18 protein-coding genes are annotated in these 19,425 nt (G+C 69.7%); 12 read left to right on the top strand and 6 right to left on the bottom strand.

What is annotated here, in order from left to right; genetic code table 11:
- Window positions 1–82: 82 nt before the first annotated feature.
- The 6 genes from BJQ94_RS05950 (at window position 83) to BJQ94_RS05925 (ending at window position 5,570) form a co-directional block, all read left to right on the top strand.
- Window positions 83–844 carry an SDR family NAD(P)-dependent oxidoreductase gene (locus BJQ94_RS05950; protein WP_265397738.1) on the top strand — a complete coding sequence of 254 codons (762 nt, stop codon included), beginning with the start codon at window positions 83–85 and terminating at the stop codon, window positions 842–844.
- A gap of 57 nt (window positions 845–901) precedes the next feature.
- On the top strand, window positions 902–2,011 hold the full coding sequence (locus BJQ94_RS05945) for a M4 family metallopeptidase (protein WP_265397737.1): 1,110 nt from the start codon (window positions 902–904) through the stop codon (window positions 2,009–2,011).
- Between the two features lie 123 nt (window positions 2,012–2,134).
- A complete protein-coding gene (locus BJQ94_RS05940; RefSeq protein ID WP_265397736.1) occupies window positions 2,135–2,401 on the top strand; it encodes a protealysin inhibitor emfourin in 267 nt (88 codons plus the stop codon).
- Window positions 2,402–2,472: 71 nt separating this feature from the next.
- On the top strand, window positions 2,473–3,720 hold the full coding sequence (locus BJQ94_RS05935; RefSeq protein ID WP_265397735.1) for a cobalamin-independent methionine synthase II family protein: 1,248 nt from the start codon (window positions 2,473–2,475) through the stop codon (window positions 3,718–3,720).
- 72 nt (window positions 3,721–3,792) lie between these two features.
- Window positions 3,793–5,070, top strand: coding sequence for an LPXTG cell wall anchor domain-containing protein (locus BJQ94_RS05930; RefSeq protein ID WP_265397734.1), 1,278 nt, complete (start codon window positions 3,793–3,795; stop codon window positions 5,068–5,070).
- A gap of 74 nt (window positions 5,071–5,144) precedes the next feature.
- A complete protein-coding gene (locus BJQ94_RS05925) occupies window positions 5,145–5,570 on the top strand; it encodes a pyridoxamine 5'-phosphate oxidase family protein (protein WP_265397733.1) in 426 nt (141 codons plus the stop codon).
- A 26-nt stretch (window positions 5,571–5,596) separates the two neighbouring features.
- Here the strand turns inward: BJQ94_RS05925 and BJQ94_RS05920 are convergent, their stop codons facing one another.
- The 3 genes from BJQ94_RS05920 to BJQ94_RS05910 all read right to left on the bottom strand — a co-directional run bounded on the left by BJQ94_RS05920 (window position 5,597) and on the right by BJQ94_RS05910 (window position 8,000).
- Window positions 5,597–6,034, bottom strand: a complete 438-nt coding sequence (locus BJQ94_RS05920) for a hypothetical protein (RefSeq protein ID WP_265397732.1) — start codon at window positions 6,032–6,034, stop codon at window positions 5,597–5,599.
- A 179-nt stretch (window positions 6,035–6,213) separates the two neighbouring features.
- Complete coding sequence (locus tag BJQ94_RS05915; RefSeq protein ID WP_265397731.1) at window positions 6,214–6,585, bottom strand: FKBP-type peptidyl-prolyl cis-trans isomerase; 372 nt, start codon at window positions 6,583–6,585, stop codon at window positions 6,214–6,216.
- Between the two features lie 191 nt (window positions 6,586–6,776).
- Window positions 6,777–8,000, bottom strand: coding sequence for a PrsW family intramembrane metalloprotease (locus BJQ94_RS05910; protein ID WP_265397730.1), 1,224 nt, complete (start codon window positions 7,998–8,000; stop codon window positions 6,777–6,779).
- A gap of 119 nt (window positions 8,001–8,119) precedes the next feature.
- Between BJQ94_RS05910 and BJQ94_RS05905 the strand changes: the two genes are divergently transcribed.
- The 3 genes from BJQ94_RS05905 to BJQ94_RS05895 are packed head-to-tail and all read left to right on the top strand — an operon-like array spanning window position 8,120 to window position 11,394.
- Window positions 8,120–9,763: an AlkA N-terminal domain-containing protein gene (locus BJQ94_RS05905; RefSeq protein WP_275875568.1), complete on the top strand. Its 1,644-nt coding sequence runs from the start codon at window positions 8,120–8,122 to the stop codon at window positions 9,761–9,763.
- Between the two features lie 4 nt (window positions 9,764–9,767).
- The gene (locus BJQ94_RS05900; protein WP_265397729.1) at window positions 9,768–10,643 is read left to right on the top strand and encodes a fumarylacetoacetate hydrolase family protein; all 876 of its coding nucleotides are present in this window, start codon (window positions 9,768–9,770) and stop codon (window positions 10,641–10,643) included.
- Window positions 10,633–11,394 (top strand): glycosyltransferase family 2 protein, encoded by a 762-nt coding sequence (locus tag BJQ94_RS05895; RefSeq protein ID WP_265397728.1) that lies wholly within the window; start codon window positions 10,633–10,635, stop codon window positions 11,392–11,394. The genes BJQ94_RS05900 and BJQ94_RS05895 overlap by 11 nt, the downstream gene beginning before the upstream one ends.
- Here the strand turns inward: BJQ94_RS05895 and BJQ94_RS05890 are convergent.
- The 3 genes from BJQ94_RS05890 to BJQ94_RS05880 all read right to left on the bottom strand — a co-directional run bounded on the left by BJQ94_RS05890 (window position 11,376) and on the right by BJQ94_RS05880 (window position 15,610).
- Window positions 11,376–12,287, bottom strand: a complete 912-nt coding sequence (locus tag BJQ94_RS05890; RefSeq protein ID WP_345893480.1) for an alpha/beta hydrolase — start codon at window positions 12,285–12,287, stop codon at window positions 11,376–11,378. The genes BJQ94_RS05895 and BJQ94_RS05890 overlap by 19 nt on opposite strands.
- 62 nt (window positions 12,288–12,349) lie before the next feature.
- Complete coding sequence (locus tag BJQ94_RS05885) at window positions 12,350–13,822, bottom strand: aspartate ammonia-lyase (RefSeq protein ID WP_265397752.1); 1,473 nt, start codon at window positions 13,820–13,822, stop codon at window positions 12,350–12,352.
- Between the two features lie 255 nt (window positions 13,823–14,077).
- A complete protein-coding gene (locus BJQ94_RS05880; protein WP_265397727.1) occupies window positions 14,078–15,610 on the bottom strand; it encodes an amino acid permease in 1,533 nt (510 codons plus the stop codon).
- Between the two features lie 301 nt (window positions 15,611–15,911).
- Here BJQ94_RS05880 and BJQ94_RS05875 point away from each other — a divergent pair, with 301 nt between their 5' ends.
- The 3 genes from BJQ94_RS05875 to BJQ94_RS05865 are packed head-to-tail and all read left to right on the top strand — an operon-like array spanning window position 15,912 to window position 19,412.
- Complete coding sequence (locus tag BJQ94_RS05875) at window positions 15,912–17,234, top strand: glutamine synthetase family protein (protein ID WP_265397751.1); 1,323 nt, start codon at window positions 15,912–15,914, stop codon at window positions 17,232–17,234.
- A complete protein-coding gene (locus BJQ94_RS05870; protein ID WP_265397726.1) occupies window positions 17,221–18,048 on the top strand; it encodes a gamma-glutamyl-gamma-aminobutyrate hydrolase family protein in 828 nt (275 codons plus the stop codon). The genes BJQ94_RS05875 and BJQ94_RS05870 overlap by 14 nt, the downstream gene beginning before the upstream one ends.
- The gene (locus BJQ94_RS05865) at window positions 18,045–19,412 is read left to right on the top strand and encodes an aldehyde dehydrogenase family protein (RefSeq protein ID WP_265397725.1); all 1,368 of its coding nucleotides are present in this window, start codon (window positions 18,045–18,047) and stop codon (window positions 19,410–19,412) included. The genes BJQ94_RS05870 and BJQ94_RS05865 overlap by 4 nt, the downstream gene beginning before the upstream one ends.
- Window positions 19,413–19,425 lie beyond the last annotated feature (13 nt).

Here is a 19,425-nt window from a genome sequence, read left to right as displayed (position 1 = left end):
TGCTATGAATGGTGCGTTCGCGGCATCACGCCCGCGACCGCGTACACATCTCACCGCGTCAGGACTGCAAAGGAGCACCCCGATGGTTTCAGCCGTGACCCCGGACCGGTTCGCCGGCCAGACCGCGATCGTCACTGGAGCAGGCTCCGGCATCGGCAAGGCGACAGCTGTGCGCCTCGCGCAGGAGGGCGCCAGGGTGATCGCCGGTGACGTCGTTCCCGCCCGGCTGCAGGAGCTTCTCGACCAGTACGCCGACCTCGACATCGTCACTGTCGACGGCGACATCAGCCACGAAGACACCACGACCCGGCTGGTGGCCGCGGCCAACGGCCGCATCGACGTCGTCGCCAACGTCGCCGGCGTCATGGACGGCTTCCTGCCCGTCGCCGAGGTCGACGACGCCACCTGGGACCGCGTCTTCGGCATCAACGTGACCGGGATGATGCGGCTGCTCAGGGCGGCCCTGCCGGTCATGGTGGCCGGCGGTGGCGGCTCCATCGTCAACGTCTCCTCCGAGGCCGGCCTGCGCGGCGGTGCGGCCGGGGTGGCGTACACGGCCTCCAAGCACGCCGTGATCGGCCTCACCCGCAACACCTCGGTGATGTACTCCGCCCAGGGCATCCGCTGCAACGCCGTCGCCCCCGGCGGTGTGCAGACCAATATCGAGGCCCCGATGCTGTCGCCCCTGGCCGGGTCGGTGCTCGGGCCGGTGTTCCAGCACGTGTTGCCGCCCGTGGCCACCTCGGAGCAGCTCGCCGCCGCGATCACCTGGCTCGCCAGTACCGACGCGGCGAACGTCACCGGCGTGGTCCTGGCGTCGGATGGCGGCTGGTCGGCCCTGTGAGGCAGCCGGCCGGCGCAGACAGGTGCGAATGTCGGCGCGGGCTGGCAGACTCACCGCATGACAGGCAGACACCCCACCCAGAGCCCCGTCCCCACCGTTCACTGCGGCATCGTGCCGCCGTATCTCCTCGCGCACCTGGCCGAGGTCGATGACCCGCGTTACTCGGCCGCGGCGGCGGCCGCCAGACGTTCCCTGCAGCTCGACGCCCCCATCCGCAACCTGCGGTTGGGCGACCGCCACCCCACCGCGGCGCCCCTGCCGCCGGCTTCGGCCGTGCCCGGGGTCACCACGCGCACCATCAGCGACGCCGGCCACCTGCAGAGACTGCCCGGCCGGGTCGTGCGCACGGAGGGCCAGCCGCCTGTCGCCGATGTGGCGGTCAACGAGGCCTACACCGGCCTGGGCGACACCCACGGGCTCTACTGGAGCCAGTACCAGCGCGACTCCATCGACGGGCGCGGCCTGCCGCTGGACGCCACGGTGCACTACGGCCGCGACTACGACAACGCGTTCTGGGACGGCGAGCGGATGGTGTTCGGCGACGGCGACGGCGAGGTCTTCAACAGGTTCACGATCTCGTTGAGCGTGATCGCGCACGAGCTCACCCACGGCGTGACCCAGTACAGCGCCAATCTCGTCTATCAGGGCCAGTCCGGTGCCCTCAATGAATCGGTCTCCGACGTGTTCGGTGCCCTCGTCGAGCAGTACGCACTGGGCCAGGACACCGCTACGGCCAGCTGGCTGATCGGAGCCGGGCTGTTCACCGAGGAGGTGCAGGGACAGGCGTTGCGCTCCATGAAGGCGCCGGGCACCGCCTACGACGACGATGTGCTCGGAACCGACCCGCAGCCCGACTCGATGTCCGGCTACGTGGACACCGAGGACGACTACGGCGGAGTGCACCTCAATTCGGGTATCCCGAACCGGGCGTTCTACCTGGTGGCCGACGCCATCGGCGGCAACGCCTGGGAGGCTCCGGGACAGATCTGGTACGACACCCTCACCGGCCCGGATCTGACCGCCACCGCCACCTTCGCGGTGTTCGCGCGCGCCACGGAGGCGGCGGCCATCCGGCGCTACGGATCTGGGTCCCTCGAACACGAAGCGGTCAGAGGCGGCTGGCAGGGCGTGGGGATCACCCTCGATCCGCTGCGCGCGGCGTCCTGACCGAAGGCCGCCCGGCCCGGCCCGGGGCGGCCTCAGGCACGGCTGCACCGGCGCCCGCTGGGAAGCCGCTGCCGATCGTGTCGACATCCCCGCTCCCGGCGTCGCCGGACGTAGCATGGGGCCATGAAGGTCGTCGTCTCACGCAGCGGGGGGATCGCTGGGCTCCGGGTCACCTGGGACGTGCAGGTCGACGAACAGCCGGATGCGGCGGCCTGGATGCAGTTCCTGGAGGAGCTGCCCTGGGACGAGGCCGAAGACACGACACCGGCCGTTGACCGCTATGTGTACCGTATCCGCTGCGCACCGCACGAGGTCGTGCTCGCCGAACCCCAGGTGCGCGGCGCCTGGAAGGACCTGATCGACAGGGTGCGGGCGGCCAGCGAGCGCTGAGAAGCCGAGCGCTGAAAGCACAGCCGCGTAACAATCCCGCGGTCACCGGCCGTGCTTGGGATACTGACGGCATGACCACCGCGAACCGCATCCCCACCACCCACGCCGGCAGCCTTCCGAGAACGGCCGCGTTGCTCGACGCCAACGACGCCCGTCAGGACGCCGCCGCCGGACGCCTCACCCTCGACAGCCCGGCCGGCTTCCAGCCGTTGCTCGAAGGCGCCGTGGTCGACCTGGTGCAGCGCCAGGTCGACACCGGCCTCACCCTTCCCGGTGACGGCGAGTTCGGCAAGGCCATGTCCAGCGCCGTCGACTACGGCGCCTGGTGGTCATATTCCTTCCAGCGCCTCAGCGGCCTCGAGCTGGTTCCCGGCGGACCGTTCGCCGGCGCTCCCGTGCGCTCCAGCCCGGGCAACGTGCAGCTCACCACCTTCCCCGACCGCCGAGACTGGACCCTGTTCGCCGATGCCTACGGTGATCCGAAGAGCGGCATTTCGGTGGGTGACCGGGCGCCGGCCTTCCCCACGGCCACCGGCACGGTCAGCTACACGGGCCAGGATGCCATCGCCTCCGACATCGCCCACCTCAAGACCGGCCTGGCCGCGGCCGGCGCGCAGCAGGGCTTCATCACCGCGCTCTCCCCCGGCAGCGCCTCGCGCATCGGCAACGAGTTCTACGCCACCGAGGAGGAGTTCATCTGGGCGATGGCCGACGCGCTGCGCGAGGAGTACCGGGCCGTCATCGACGCCGGACTGATCCTGCAGATCGACGACCCGTCGATCGCCGAGAACTGGGACCAGATCAACCCGGCCCCCTCCGTGGAGGACTACCTGGCCTTCACCCGCATCCGGGTCGAAGCTCTCAACCACGCCCTCCGCGGCCTGCCGGAGGAGCAGATCCGGTTCCACCTCTGTTGGGGCAGCTGGCACGGCCCGCACACCACCGACCTCGAATTCCGTTACCTCGTCGAGACCATGTTGGAGATCAACGCCGGGTCCTATTCGTTCGAGGGTGCCAACGCCCGCCACGAACACGAATGGCGCATCTGGGAGGATGTGACCCTGCCGGACGGCAAGCAGATCGTTCCCGGCGTCATCGGCCACGCCACCAATGTCGTCGAGCACCCAGAGCTCGTGGCCGACCGGATCGAGCGCTTCGCGAACGTCGTCGGCCGCGAGAACGTGATCGCCTCCACCGACTGCGGTCTCGGCGGCCGCATCCACCCGCAGATCGCCTGGGCGAAACTCGACGCCCTCGTGGCCGGCGCCGAGCTGGCCACCACGAGGCTGTGGGCGCGGAACGGCGTAACCATCCCGTAATACTTCGGAATCACGTAGCTGATATCGTGACCTCAATGGGGGTCACGAGGCCCGCGAACAAGGGGGCCCCAAATGGCTACGGCACGATCGACCGATTCTTTCATTCCCGACATCGGCGGTGGCGCCGAACCGACACACCTCAGTGAGCGACCGCGACACGGATGCTCAGCGGCCCTCTTGCGTCGCGGCCTCGCGGCCACGTTCGGCCTCGTGATCGTCGCGGCCGCCATTCTCGGCACCACGCAGGCACCGGCCTCCGCCGCCGCCGTTCCCGGCAACGTCAACCAGTGCAACGGCATCCAGAACGCCGGCGGCCAGGCCGTGGAGTGCGACGTCACCGTCACGAACTACCTGGATGTCGCCACCGGCGTCTCCAGCTCCGTCATCGTCGTGCGCACCTGCACCGGCGCCGCGAACACCGCGCTGACCTGCACCACCCTGCCGGTCAACTTCCCCACCGCCACGACCGTGGTCGACCAGTGCAACGCCTCCGGCCAGGGCGGCGGCGCAACCGTCACCTGCCGGGTACAGGTGGTCAACAACATCACCGGCAACGCCACCACCAGCCCCGCCACGGTCAACCAGTGCGTGGGTTCCGGGGCCGGCGGCGGCACCCAGCCGACCCTCAACTGCGACCCTGTGCAGTCGACCACGAACGCCACCATCACCCAGTGCAACGGCGCAGCGAACGGCGGCGGCGGCACGCAGCGCGTGACCTGCGTCGTGCGTCCGTCCACCCAGACCACAGCCCTGCCCGTGACGATCAACCAGTGCAACAACGGCAACGTCACCGCGCCCGGCTCCTACGTGACCTGCACGGCGTCGCTCACCAACCGAATCCTGCCGGCCTCGGTGACGACACCCACCGCGACGCCGACCCCGACCGCGACCTCGACTCCAATCCCCACGTCGACGAGCACCCCGTCGCCCACACCCAGTGGCACCCCGACGGGCACGCCGGTTCCCACGCCGTCCGGCACGCCGACCCCGACACCCGGCACGCCCGGCACCCCCGGCACGCCCGGCACGCCCGGCACGCCGACGCCGTCTGACGGCCCGACGCCCACCCCCACGGACACCTCGTCGCCGGCCCTGCCGGTGACTCCCACCTCGACCCCGACACCCACCTCGACCAGCCCCGTGAGCCCGCTGCTCCCGGTTGCCGGTGGCGGCGGCGGTTCCGGTGCCGGCGGCGACAACGCGGCGGCACTGGCCGAGACCGGCGCGGATGCCCAGCCCGTGTTCCTGATCGCCGGCGCGGCCCTTCTGCTCGGCGGAATCCTCCTCGCCGTGACGATGGTCCGCCGACGCACCCACACCGCGACCCAGGACCAGGCCCCCAAGGTCTGACCCTCTGCCGGGCAACACGCCGCGGCCCACTCGCACGTAGTCGCCGAGTGGGCCGCAAAGTGGGAATATGAAGCATGGACATCAACGACCCTGATCCGGTCCGCATTCTGAGCACAAACGACTGCTGGGAACTGCTGCTCTCCTCGAGCTTCGGCCGTCTGGCGGCCAGTGTCGCCGACGACATCGAGATCTTCCCGCTCAACTTCGTCGCCGCAGACCAGCGCCTGCTGTTCCGCACGGCGGAGGGCACCAAACTGCTCGCGCTGACGGTGAACAACAAGGTCGCACTGGAGACCGACGACATCGGGCGGGCCGATGCCTGGAGCGTTGTCGTCAAGGGAATCGCCCGGGTGCTGGACACGCAGGCGGAGATCGACGCAGCCAACGCGCTTCCGTTGCGCCCGCTGGTGCCCACCCTCAAGTACATCTGGGTGGAGATCACCCCCACCGAGATCACCGGTCGCCGGTTCGCGCTCGAACCCGAGCCGGAAAGGTACTAGCCGGAACGGTACTGGCCGGAGCGGTACTAAAGTGACGAGGCCGGCGTGATGTGCCCCTCACCGGAGAGGCCGATCAGCATGAGCACGGCGACGCCGTAGGCATCCTCGGCGGTCTCGGCCTCGAAGGCTTCGTCGAGTCCGCGCACATGCACGGTCACCCGGTAGCTGCCCTCGCCCTGCCTGTGCAGCGAGCGGAAGGTGCCGCGCAGGAGGGCGCGCAGCTGGTCTTCTCTCGGCAGCCACAGCGCGTCTTCCAGCGCGAGCGAATCCAGCGCCCATTCCGTCGTGCCGTTGAAGCCGAGGATGGTGCCGGTGTCGAATTCGTGGGCCTCGATCGTCATCTCGCTCACGGTGAAGACCTCGGAGTCGAAGCCCGGCCTCTCGATCCGGAACGAATCCCCCGACGCCGGACGCCAACGCAATCCGGCCTGCTGCAACGCACGGGCACAGTCGATTGTGATCATGCCCCATTATCCATAGACGGCGGCGTGGAGCGCGAGGGCACCCGCTCACTCCCCGGGCAGCCGGGAAAAGGCAAAGCGGATGCCCCGGAGCGCTGTCTGCGGTCTCCGGGGCATCCGATCATGAATCACGCGGGTGCGTGTCGCAGCGGGTGGGGCCGACGGGCCCGAGCTGGCAGGTCCTAGCTGACGCCGAGCAGGTCGATCACGAAGATCAGGGTCTTGCCGGAGAGGCGGTGACCGGAGCCGGCGGGGCCGTAGGCCAGGTGCGGGGGCACGGTGAGCTTGCGTCGACCGCCCACCTTCATACCGGGGATGCCCTGCTGCCAGCCGGCAATGAGGGAGCCAAGCGGGAAGTTGATCGACTGGCCTCGGTTCCAGGAGGAGTCGAATTCTTCGCCGGTGTCGTACTCGACACCGAGGTAGTGCACGTCGACGGTGGCGCCGGCGGTGGCCTCTGCCCCGTCGCCCACCACGATGTCGACGATGTCGAGCTGTTCGGGCGCGGGGCCCTCCGGGAAGTCGAGTTCTGGCTTGTTGTTCAAATCAGTCATGAGTCCATCCAATCGGATTCCGGGCGGCGACGCACCCGAGAAATTCCCCCTTGCGCGAACGCGGGCCCAAGGCGCATGCTTATTTCACAAAACTCGTCGCACCGGGAGAGTTGTCGGCAGTGCCACACCACCGGGCGGCGAGTTTTCTCGTCTTCACGGGGTCAGCCTCACGGGGTCAGCCTCGTGGGAGGTCAGCCGATGACTTCGGCCCTGTCGGCCATCAGCAGGCCCAGCAGCCTGGCCTCTTCAGCCTGGTCGGCCGACGGCTCCGTCCGGTGCGATTCGGCGGTCGAGCGTGACGGATGCGCCTGAGCGCTCACGAGGCGTTGCCGCACCGAGGCCAGCCTCGTCGCATCCACGATGAAGCGGTTCATGGCCATCCGGCGGGCCGGCGGCTGGGCGTGCGCCCAGGCGCGGGCCTGGCGCCGGCCGCGCGGTGTGGCCAGCATGTCCACCTCCGCGGCGGTGAACCAGCCGACGGCAGCGTAGTCGCCGAGCCGTTGCACGGTGAGTCTCTCCTCCTGACGTCGCAGCATCACCATGGTGATGATCGCGCCGAGGAACATCGGGAACTGGACAAGGAAGTAGTAGCCCACTAGCGACGCATCCGTGGTGAGGAAGTAGAACGCGCCGTTCCACACTGCGTGCAGCAGCACGGCCGCGGCGAGCCCGATGAGCACAGTGCCGATGTAGCGCGATCCGGTGGCCCGTCGTGCGGCCAGGCCGACCGCCAAGCCGGTGCAGGCCGTGAACAGAACGTGCGCGAACGGGGAGAGCACCCCGCGCAGCAGGAAAGTGACGCCGAGCGTGGCGATCCCGCCGTCGAGCATGGCCACGCCGAAGTACTGGATGTTCTCCGAGAATGCGAAGCCCGCGGCGATCATGGCCGCATAGACCACCCCGTCGATGGGGCCGTTGAACTGGCCGCGGATGACCCAGAACAGCAGCAGGAGGCCGAAGCCCTTGGCGGACTCCTCCACCAGCGGCGCCTGCACCACGGCGGTCAGGAAATCCCCGGCCGGGCGGGCGGTGCCGCTGGTGGCGACCACGATCTGCACCCCGAGATCGAACACCAGAGCGGTCACAATCGACACACCAGCGCCCCAGAGGAACGCGAACCACAGGGCGGGGCGCGGCTCCGGCTCCCACCGGTCGATCCAGCGCACGGCCAGAATCACCAGGGTGAGCGGCACCAGCGCCAGCAGCAGGCAGACCAGCAGTGCGCCGGCTCCGAGGAACGTGGACAGGTAGACCAGCACCAGGATCACCGCCAGGGCGGCGACCACGATTCCCACACTCGCCCAGACGACGGTGCTCAGCCTGGTGCGCCGCACCGGCGCACTCCAGACCGGGCTCTGAATGGGTGCGTCCTGCGCGGGTACGGCGATGGATCGGCCTGTCGGGTCGAGGGTCATGCGAGCCAGTTTAGGGGGACGGGGCCGGTTCGGCAGGCCTGATTCCGGCCGCCTGCGGTGTCCGATTCCCGCTACCGGTCGAGGGGTGGGCGTGTCAGTCTTGATGGGTGACCAACGCGATGACATCTCCCGCCGCCGAAGACGCGCCCGCCGGCGCCTCCGCCAGGGGCGCCGTGGACGACCCGGTGTTCGCCGAACGGTTCCGGGCGATGTCGTCCAGGGACGCCCGCTTCGACGGCCAGTTCATCACCGGCGTGCACTCCACCGGCATCTACTGCCGGCCGAGCTGCCCGGCGATGACGCCCAAGCCCGGCAATGTGTCGTTCTACCTCACGGCCGCCGCCGCGCACGAGGCGGGGCTGCGCGCCTGCAAACGCTGCCTGCCGGATGCCGTGCCAGGGTCGCCGGCCTGGAACATCCGTGACGACCTGGCCGCGCGGGCGATGCGGCTGATCGGTGACGGCACCGTCGAACGCGAGGGGGTACCGGGGCTGGCAAGGCGCCTCGGCTACACGCCGAGACACCTCACCAGGGTGCTCGTCGCCGAGGTCGGCGCCGGTCCCCTGGCGCTGGCCCGCGCCCACCGCGCGCAGACCGCGCGAGTGCTGCTCACCGGCACCGACCTGTCGATCACCGACATCGCGTTCGCGGCCGGCTTCGGCAGCGTGCGGCAATTCAACGACACCATCGGCTCCGTGTACGAGCGCACCCCCTCGGCCCTGCGGGCTGGGACCAGGGCAGCGGGGGTCCGCGCCACGCCGGCGGGCTCGGATGACGCGGCCCCCGGCTCCACCATCCGCCTGCTGCTACCCGCCCGAGCGCCGTTCGACGGCCAGGGCCTGCTGGACTTCCTGGGCGTGCGCGCCATACCGGGCGTCGAGAGGCGCGGCCCCGAGACGTACGAACGCACCCTGCGGCTGCCGCACGGCGCGGCGGCGCTGCAGTTGTCGCTGGCCGGCTCGCCTGCCGCCCCGGCCCTCGCCTGCACGGCGCGGCTGAGCAACCTTGCCGACCTCGCTCCCCTGGTCAGCCGGGTGCGGCGACTGTTCGACCTCGACGCGGATGCCCAGGCCATCGACCGCGCCCTCGCGGACGACCCGGCGCTGGCCGGGTCCGTGCGTCGCATCCCCGGGATCCGGGTGCCGGGCAGCCTCGACGCCGAGGAGACGCTGTTCAGGGCCTTGCTGGGCCAGCAGGTCTCCGTCGCCGCCGCTCGCACTGCGCTCGGCCGGCTGAGCGCCGCCCTCGGCGAGCCCGTGTCCTCCTTCGGGGATGCCGCCGCGGAGACCAGCGCGGACGCCGCCGGGGACGACACAGGCACGCCCTTCCTCCTCTTCCCCACCGCCGCCCGCATCGCCCAGGATGGCCACGAGGTGCTGCGCGGCCCGGCCGCCCGCATCACCACGATCATCCGGGTCGCCGAGGCACTGGCAACCGGTGACCTCGTGCTCGACGTCGGCGAGTCCCGCGACGAACTCACGGCCAGGCTCACCGCCCTGCCCGGGATCGGCCCGTGGACGGCCGGTTACGTGGCCATGCGGGTGCTCGGCAGCCCCGACATCCTGCTCACCAGCGATCTCGCACTGCGCCAGGGAGCCGACCGGCTGGGGTTGCCGGCGAAGGCGGCAGACCTCGCCGCGCGAGGCAGCCGCTGGGCGCCGTGGCGCAGTTACGCCGGCATGCACCTGTGGCGGGCGGCGGGCACGGCCCGACCGGCCGGGCCCGAAGTTCCCAGCCAGAACGGCTCTGCCCCGTTACGCTGAGAAAGTGAAGTTTGCGCACCTCAGAGTCGAAGGCCAATCCACCCCCCGTCTAGCCATCGTGGTGGACGACGCGGCGCTCTTCCTCGACGAGGTGATCGACGACGCCCCGCGCGATCTGCAGGACCTCATCGAGAAGGGTGCTCCCGAGTTCGACAGGGTGCGGGCGCTCACCGCGAACGCGCTCACCCACGGGGCCAGCCTCACCCCGATCGACGACCTCCGGCACTCCTCCGCGGTGCTGCGCCCGCCGCAGATCATCGCCATCGGCGCCAACTACGCCGCCCACTCCTCCGAGCTCAAGCTGCGCAGCGAGACGGCCGCGACGGTCTTCTCGCTGTGGCCGAACTCCCTCACCGGGCACGAATCGATCATCACCTGGCCCACCGACCTCACCACCCAGGTGGACTACGAGGCCGAACTCGGCGTCATCATCGGCCGCCCCGCCCGCAATGTGTCGGTGCGCGACGCCCTGGACTACGTCTTCGGCTACACGGTCGTGAACGACATCACCGCGAGGGACCTGCAATTCTCCGAGGCCCAGTGGTCGCGCTGCAAATCCTTCGACGGGTTCACCCCCACCGGCCCGCTGGTGGTGACCGCCGACGAGATCGCCGACCCGCAGAACCTCTGGTTGACCACTCACGTCGACGGGCGGGTGCTGCAGGATGCCTCCAGCGGCGACATGGTGCGCACGGTGGCCGAGATCATCGCGTATCTCTCGCTCACGTCCACCCTGATGCCGGGCACGTTGATCTCCACCGGCAGCCCCGGCGGCGCCGGCTACAGCCGCAAACCGCAGGTCTTCCTCAAGGATGGTTCGACGGTCACCGTCTCCATCGACCGCATCGGGCTGCTCACAACCCATTGCCGTGAGATCTGACCTGGGCGGGCCCCGCACTCCGATCACCATTTCGGTGGTCATTCCGGTCTATAACGACGCCGTTTTCCTGCGCACCTGCCTGCGCGCCCTCTCCCAACAACGCCGCCCGGCAGACGAGATCGTCGTGGTCGACAACGCGAGCACGGATGCCTCGGCCACGGTTGCGCGCGCGGCCGGCGCGCGCCTTGTCACCGAGCCTCTGCGCGGCATCTGGCCGGCCGCCGCGGCCGGCTATGACGCGGCCACCGGCGACGTGATCGCCAGGCTCGACGCCGACTCGGTGCCGCCGGTGGACTGGCTCGAGCGGATCGAGGCCAGGTTCACGGCCGACCCCGACACCGCCGTGTACACCGGTCCAGGCGACTTCTACGATTGCGGCCCGGTGACGGCCTGGCTCGGCGCCCGGCTGTACATCGGCGGGTACTTCCGCTGGATGGGGGTGTGGCTGGGGCACCCGGTGCTGTTCGGCTCGAACTTCGCGATGCGCCGGCAGGTCTGGGCCGCCAACCGTGGCCGGGTGCGTCGCCGCCGCAGGGACGTGCACGACGACCTCGACTTCAGCATGCACCTGGGCCCTGAGGAACCGGTCACGGTGGACCGCACCCTGCGGGTGGGCATCTCCGCCCGCCCGTTCGAGACACCGCACGGTCTCGGCCGCCGGGTGGCGTGGGCCGGCCGCACGCTCTTCTCCGCTTGGCCGGCCTACTCGCCCTGGCACATCCGCCGGCGCAATCAGCGGCCGCGCGCGTAGAGGGCGAGCAGGTCATGAGCCAGCTGGTGCGGGGTCGTCTCGCAGGGGCTGTGCCCGGCCGGGTAGATGCGCAGCTCCGCGCCGATGCGGCGGGCGAACCTGCGGTGCAGCCGCACCTTCCACAGGTCCCGGTCGCCCACGGCGATGAGCATGGGCACCCCGCTGCCGGCCAGGTGCCGGCGCACGTCGGGGGTGTGCTTCATCAGTCCCATGATCTCGTCGAGGCTCGACCGGCTGGTGTACCCGAACCGCAGCCGAGCGAGCGCGAGCCGGCCTGGCCGGGTGTGATTGCGGTTGGTGACGATGCCCCAGATCATCAGGGACGCGATGACGTGCGGCGGCACCAGGCCGCTGACCGGGCCGAGCCAGCGCACCCCGCGGAAGGTCTGCCCCGGCTGCGGCGGCGTGGTGAGCAGCACCAGCGACGCGAACAGCTCCGGACGCCGCGCCAACCCCAGCTCGGTGACGAGGCCGGCGAACGAATAGCCGAGCACGTGCACCGGGGTGCGCCCCGATTCCAGCACCGCGATCAGGTCGGCCACAAAGAGGTCGTAGTCGTACGGCAGGCCGGCCGCCGGACCGGCCGTGGCCGACTCGTACTGGCCGGCCAGGTCGAAGCTCTCCACCCTGTAGCCGGCGTCGGCGAGGATCGGGGCAAGCAGCACGAAGTCTTCCTTGGACCCCGTCGCCCCCGGCACCAGGACCACCCGCGGGTCGCCGGTGCGCCCGAGAGCGATGGCGGCCAGGTTGCCGCTGGGTGCCGGGAAGGTGCACCGCTCGGTTCCGGGCGGCAGGATCGTCCAGTCGAGGTCCGGCAGGGCGGCGTCAAGCCTCGCGAGACGATCCGGCCGGATCGGCTCTTTCCGGTGCTGCTGCCGCACACGCAGGGACACGGCACCAGAGTAGCGCCGGGTTCCCCTCCGCGGCGCCCTCTGCGCTCAGCCGATGATCGCGGCTACTCGATGATCGGGATGGAGGAGGTGCCGGTGTCCGGCTCCATGCCGGACAGCCTGGCGGGCTCGAGTTCGCGCAGAACATCTTCCCTGGTCATCAGGTTGGCCTCCACGACGAGGTCGGCCACGTTGCGCCCGGTGAGCAGGGCGGTCTGGGCCAGCGCGGCCGCGGCGGCATAGCCGATGTGCGGGATGAGCGCCGTGATCACACCGACGCTCGATCCCACCATGGCCGCCAGGCGGTCCTCGTTGGCGGTGATGCCGTCGATGCAGTTCACCCGCAGCGTCCACATGGCCTGGGTCATCCAGGTGAGGCTCTGGAACAGGTAGTGCGCGATGACGGGTTCGAAGGCGTTGAGCTGCAGTTGCCCGCCCTCTGCGGCCATCGTCACCGTCACATCCGCCCCGGCCACGGCGAACGCCACCTGGTTGACGACCTCGGGGATGACCGGGTTGACCTTGCCGGGCATAATGCTCGAACCGGCCTGGCGCGGCGGCAGGTTGATCTCACCGAAGCCGGCCTGCGGGCCCGAGGAGAGCAGGCGCAGGTCGTTGCAGATCTTGGAGAGCTTGATGGCGCTGCGCTTGAGATTGCCGCTGAACGACATGAAGCTGCCGGCGTCGCTGGTGGACTCGATCAGGTCGGGCGCGGCTTCCAGCTTGAGTCCGGTGATCACATTGAGGTGCCGGATGGCCGCGGCCGCGTAGCCGGGATCGGCCGTGATGCCGGTGCCGATCGCGGTGGCGCCCAGGTTGATCTCGGCGAGCAGCCAGATGGTCTCGGTGAGCCTGTCGTAGTCCTCGCCGAGCGTGGTGGCGAAGCCGTGGAACTCCTGGCCGAGGGTCATCGGCACGGCGTCCTGCATCTGGGTGCGGCCCACCTTGAGGATCTGCGAGAACTCCTCGGCCTTGACCGAGAAGGAGCCCTGCAGTGCCTTGAGCTCGCGCAGCAGGTGCTTGAGGAAGAAAGCCAGGGCGATCTTGATCGCGGTGGGGTAGGTGTCGTTGGTGGACTGGCTGCGGTTGACGTGGTCGATCGGGCTGAGAATGTCGTAGCGGCCGCGGCCGTAGCCGGCGTTCTCCAGGGCAAGGTTGCAGATGACCTCGTTGGCGTTCATGTTCGTGGAGGTGCCAGCCCCGCCCTGCATGACCCCGACGACGAACTGGTCGTGGTGCTTGCCCTCGATGATCTCCTGGCAGGCGGCGTCGATCCAGTCGGCGCGCTCCTGGCTGAGCGCGCCGACTTCGGCGTTGGCGCGGGCGCAGGCCTGCTTCACCGAGGCGAGGGCAACGACGAAGTCGGGGTAGACCGAGATCGGCCGTTTGGCGATGGGGAAGTTCTCCAGGGCACGCTTGGTGTGCACGCCCCAGTAGGCGTCGGCGGGAACCTCGACGCGGCCGAGCGAGTCACGCTCGATGCGGAAGCCGGGAGTGACCGCGGGGATGTCGGCGCTGAGATCCTCCGGTGTGGTCATATCGATGGTCACGTCGGTAGTCGTCGATTCGGTGCTCGGTGATGCGGTGTTGGTCGTGTCTGTGGACATGCTGGGTGTGGTGTGCACGCTGGCTCCGTTGCCGTCGGGGACGAGCTTGTGGCTCATGACCGATTCACTCTATCGCGGGCGTGCGGCACGGCACGGGAGCCGCGAGATTCGCCGGTCTCACGCAGGGAACCGTCGCCGCCGGCCCACCCGATGCAAGAAAAAAGCGGGCGGGCCGGGGCGGGCAGGTTATTTGGCGGCTGGCTCCTCGGGGAAGACGTCATTCTCCATGGCGTCGTACCCCTCGGCCTGCGGGTCGCCGTGCAGGCCGCCGGAGAGCGCGTACTCCTCCTCGGGGGAGAGCACCAGGCGGCTGCGGCCGAAGAGGGCGAACAGCACCAGCCCCACCACGTAGACGACCGCGATCGCCACGATGGCCGGCCGGAACGCCTCGTTGAGCAGGAAGCCCAGGAAGATCGCCAGGGCGATGATGCCGGCCACCACGGCGCCCACCACACCGGTGGGGCTCACGTACGGCCGCTTGGCGGCGGGGAACACCCGGCGCAGGATGATGAACGATGCCATCTGCAGCACGTAGGCGAGCACGGCCCCCCAGACGGCGATGTTGAGCACGATGGCTCCGCCGGAGCCGGCCGCGCCGCCGGTGAGGTCGACCACGACGAGCGCCAGGAAACCGATCACAGCACCGACCATGAGTGCCACCCAGGGCGTCTGCCGCTTGCCGGTGAGGGAGAGCACCTTGGGGTAGTAGCCGGCCCGGCTGAGCGAGTACATGTTGCGGCCGTAGGCGAACATGATGCCCTGCAGCGAGGCGAGCAGCCCGATCAGCGCGAACGCGCTGAGCACGGCGGCCAGGCCGTCGGGCAGGATCGCCCGGAAGCCGTCCAGAAGCGGCTCCCCCGAGACGCCGAGGGCCTCGGAGCCGTTCACGCCGGGGTTCAGCACCAGCACGGCCGCGCCGCAGACCACGAGGGTGATCATGCCGGTGATACCCGCGCGCGGGATGTCCTTGGTGGGGTTGTGCGCCTCCTCGGCCACCAGCGGCAGCTCCTCGATGCCGAGGAAGAACCACATGGCGAACGGCAGCGCGAAGAGGATCGGCAGTACGCCGTGTGGCAGGAACGCGCTCTGGCCGGCATCCGGCACGATGTCGAAGAGGTTGTCGACGCTGAACTGACCGGACACCACGGCCAGGACAGCGAACACGGCCAGGATCGCGATCGAGATGACGGCCACGACCAGGGCGAAGGCGAACGAGACGGATGCTCCCGCCATGTTCAGCAGGATGAACACCGCGTAGAGGATCACCCACCACAGCCAGCCGGGCAGTTCGAAGCCGAACAGAACCGAGGTGATGCCGTTGGCGTAGGCGGCGGAGAAGTAGACGATCACCGCTGTGGTGGCGACGTACTCGATGGTCTCGGCCAGCCCGGTGATGAAACCGCCCCACGGGCCCATGGCCGCCCGGGCGAAGGAGTAGGCGCCGCCGGTGTGCGGCATCGCGGCGGACATCTCCCCGATCGAGAACAGCATCGTGAAGTACATCACCACTACGAGCACGAAGGCGATCAGCATGCCGCCGAAGCCCGCGGAGGCCAGGCCGAAGTTCCAGCCGGAGAAGTCACCGGAGATGACCGCGGCGATGCCGATCCCCCAGATCCCCCAGAATCCGGCGGTGCGCTTGAGCGAACGTTTCTCGAAATAACCGGCCTCGGCGGGCGTATATGTAACGCCGGAAACGGATCGGGCGGACTCAGACACCAGTGGGCTCCTTGAGGGTAGGTGGTCGCATACTGCAGGGTTCGGTTGTCGCCCGAGCCTAGGCACCCAATGGTGCGCTGCACATACCTTTGGATGTAAACACTGTGTAAACACTCGCCCGCCTTTCCGTCGGTGAGCTGTGTTCTAATGGTCGGGATCGCTCCGTTTGCTCCCTGTCAGCTCTCGCACTTCGCGCCCCGCGCACCGTCCACGAGGAGATCCCATGACCGAGAACCGCCCCGCCGCCGTGAGCATCCCGCCGCGCAATCGCGGTTACCTGGAGGTGGGCGCGCTCGCCGGGATGGTGTCGGACGGCACCATCGACACCGTCATCGTGGCGTTCACCGACATGCAGGGCCGCCTGGTGGGCAAGCGGGTCTCCGCCCGCCTGTTCGTGGAGGACGTGCAGTCACACGGCGCGGAATGCTGCAACTACCTGCTCGCGGTGGACGTGGACATGAACACCGTCGACGGCTACGCCATGTCGAGTTGGGAACGCGGCTACGGCGACATGGTGATGATGCCCGACCTCAGCACTCTGCGGGTGGCCCCGTGGCTGCCGGGCACCGCCCTGGTGACCGCCGATCTGCACTGGCTCGACGAGGCCCCGGTGGTCGAGTCACCGCGACAGATTCTGCAGAAGCAGCTGGACCGGCTCGCCGCCCTGGGCCTGGAGGCCTTCGTGGGCACCGAGCTGGAGTTCATGGTCTTCGACGACGGCTACCGGGAGGCCTGGAAGAAAGGCTACCGCGAGCTCACCCCGGCCACCGACTACAACATCGACTACGCCCTGCTCGCCTCCACCCGGATGGAGCCACTGCTGCGCGACATCCGCCTGGCCATGGACGGCGCCGGCATGTACTGCGAGGGCGTCAAGGGCGAGTGCAACCTCGGCCAGCAGGAGATCGCGTTCCGCTACGCGCCTGCGCTGGTCACCTGCGACAACCACTCGATCTACAAGAACGGCGCCAAGGAGATCGCGGACGCGCACGGCAAGAGCCTGACCTTCATGGCCAAGTTCAACGAGCGTGAGGGCAACAGCTGCCACATCCACATCAGCCTGCGCGGCACCGACGGGTCGGCGGTCTTCGCCGACGCGGATGCCGAACACGGCATGTCCACCCTTTTCCGGCAGTTCCTGGCCGGCCAGCTCGCCGTGATGCGCGAGCTCACCCTGTTCTCTGCCCCCAACATCAACTCGTACAAACGCTATGTGGCCGGCAGCTTCGCGCCCACCGCGATCGCCTGGGGGCTGGACAACCGCACCTGCGCGCTGCGGGTCGTGGGCCGCGGGCACGGCATGCGGGTGGAGAACCGGGTGCCGGGCGGCGACGTCAACCAGTACCTGGCCGTGAGCGCACTCATCGCCGCCGGCCTCTATGGCATCGAGAACAAGCTTGAGCTCGACGACGTCTTCGTCGGCAACGCCTACGCCAGCGACGCCCCGCGGGTGCCGGCCACGCTCCGCGAGGCCGCGGCGCTCTTCGCCGAGTCACCCGTGGCCCGGGCGGCCTTCGGCGACGAGGTCGTGGACCACTACCTCAACAACGCCCGCATCGAACTGGCCGCGTACGACGCCGTGGTCACCGACTGGGAGAGGGTGCGCGGCTTTGAACGCCTCTGATCTCCTCGACCCGCCGGCGGGCGCATCGGGCACTCCCCCGCTGATCGGCCTCACCACCTACCTGGAACAGGCCAGCACCGGGGTGTGGAACGTGCCGGCGGCATTCCTGCCGAAGGTCTACTTCGACGCCATCACCCGGGCCGGCGGCATCGCCGTGCTGCTGCCGCCGCAGCCGGTCACCGCGGGCATCGTCGCGCGCGTTCTCGACGCGCTGGACGGCCTGGTGATCACGGGCGGCAAAGACATCGAGCCGGCCAGATACGGGCAGCATGCGCATCCACTCACCGACGAACCCCGCCCGGACCGGGACGCCTGGGAAGACGCGCTGCTGCGCGGCGCCCTCGAGCGCGACCTGCCCTTCCTCGGTATCTGCCGCGGCGCCCAGGTGCTCAATGTGACCCTCGGCGGCACGCTCCACCAGCACCTGCCCGACCTGGTCGGCGACACCAGGTACCAGGCCGGCCACGGCATCTTCAACACGGTGGACGTCGCCGTGCAACCGGGGTCGCTGCTCAGCGGGCTGGTCGGCGATGCCGCGCTCACCGTGCCCGTCTACCACCATCAGGCCATCGACCGGCTGGCCGACGGCCTCTCGGTCACCGGCACCTCCGACCCCGGCATCGTGCAGGCCGTCGAACTGTCGACCGCCACCTTCGCGGTGGCCGTGCAGTGGCACCCGGAGGAGGCTCAGGGCGACCTGCGGCTCTTCAGCGGGCTCGTCGCCGCGGCCGACGGACGCCGCACCGCTTCCGCCAGCACCGCCAACCCCGTCACCGCCACCCCCAGCGCCCCGGAAGGGAGCATCCAGCCGTGACCAGTTACACCGTGATCAACCCGGCCACCGAGACCGCGGTGGCCACCGTGGCGCACCTCGACCTCACCGCCACCGACGACGCCGTGGCGCGTGCCGTGGCCGCGCAGAAGCTCTGGGCCAGGGTGGCCCCCGCCGACAAGGCCGCCATGCTGCGCCGCTTCGCCGAGGCCGTCGACGGTGACCGGGAGAACCTCGCCGGCATCGAGGTGGCCAACTCGGGGCATCCGATCAGCCAGGCCCGATGGGAGGCCGGCCATGTGCGCGACGTGCTGCAGTACTACTCGGCCGCCCCCGAACGGCTGTTCGGCCGGCAGATCCCGGTCGCCGGCGGCATCGACGTCACCTTCCAGGAACCGCTCGGCGTTGTCGGCGTGATCACCCCGTGGAACTTCCCGATGACCATCGCGGCCTGGGGATTCGCACCGGCCCTTGCCGCAGGCAATGCTGTGCTCCTGAAACCGGCGGAATGGACGCCGCTCTCCAGCATCCGTCTGGGCGAACTCGCGCTGGCCGCCGGCCTGCCCGAGGGCCTGTTCCAGGTGCTGCCCGGCCGGGGCTCCGTGGTGGGCGAACGTTTCGTGACCCACCCGGACGTGCGCAAGGTGGTCTTCACCGGGTCCACCGCCGTGGGCACCCGGATCATGGCCGGCTGCGCCGCGCAGGTGAAACGGGTCACCCTCGAGCTCGGCGGCAAGAGCGCCAACATCGTCTTCGCCGACTCCGACCTGGAGAAGGCCGCCGCCACGGCGCCGTACGGGGTCTTCGAGAACGCCGGCCAGGACTGCTGCGCGCGCAGCCGCATCCTGGTGGAGCGCACCGTCTACGACAGGTTCATGGAACTGCTCGAACCGGCCGTGGCCGGCGTGGTCGTGGGCGACCCGACCGATGAGGCCACCGAGATGGGCCCGCTCGTCTCGGCCGCTCACCTGGCCAGGGTGTCGGAGTTCCTGCCGGATGACGCGCCCGTCGCCTTCCGCGGCAGCGCCCCCGACGGCCCGGGCTATTGGGTGCCGCCCACTGTGCTCACCCCGGCCAGCCGCACCGACCGCAGCGTGACCGAGGAGATCTTCGGCCCCGTCGTCACGGTGCTGCCCTTCGACGACGAGGCGGATGCCGTGCAGCTGGCCAACGATTCCCGATACGGGCTCTCCGGGTCCATCTGGACCAGGGACCTGGGCCGGGCGGTACGGGTGGCCCGCGGAGTGGAGTCCGGCAATCTGTCGGTCAACTCGCACTCCTCGGTGCGCTACACGACCCCGTTCGGTGGGTTCAAGCAGTCCGGCCTGGGCCGCGAGCTCGGCCCCGACGCCCCATTGAACTTCACCGAGACCAAGAACGTCTTCATCGCCGTCGACGGCCTCTGACCCACCGAGACCC

The sequence above is a fragment of the Cryobacterium sp. SO2 genome, from assembly GCF_026151165.2.
Taxonomy (GTDB): Bacteria; Actinomycetota; Actinomycetes; order Actinomycetales; family Microbacteriaceae; genus Cryobacterium.
The sequence above is the reverse complement of the archived record's forward strand: the minus strand, read 5'-3'. Positions and strand labels throughout refer to the sequence as shown.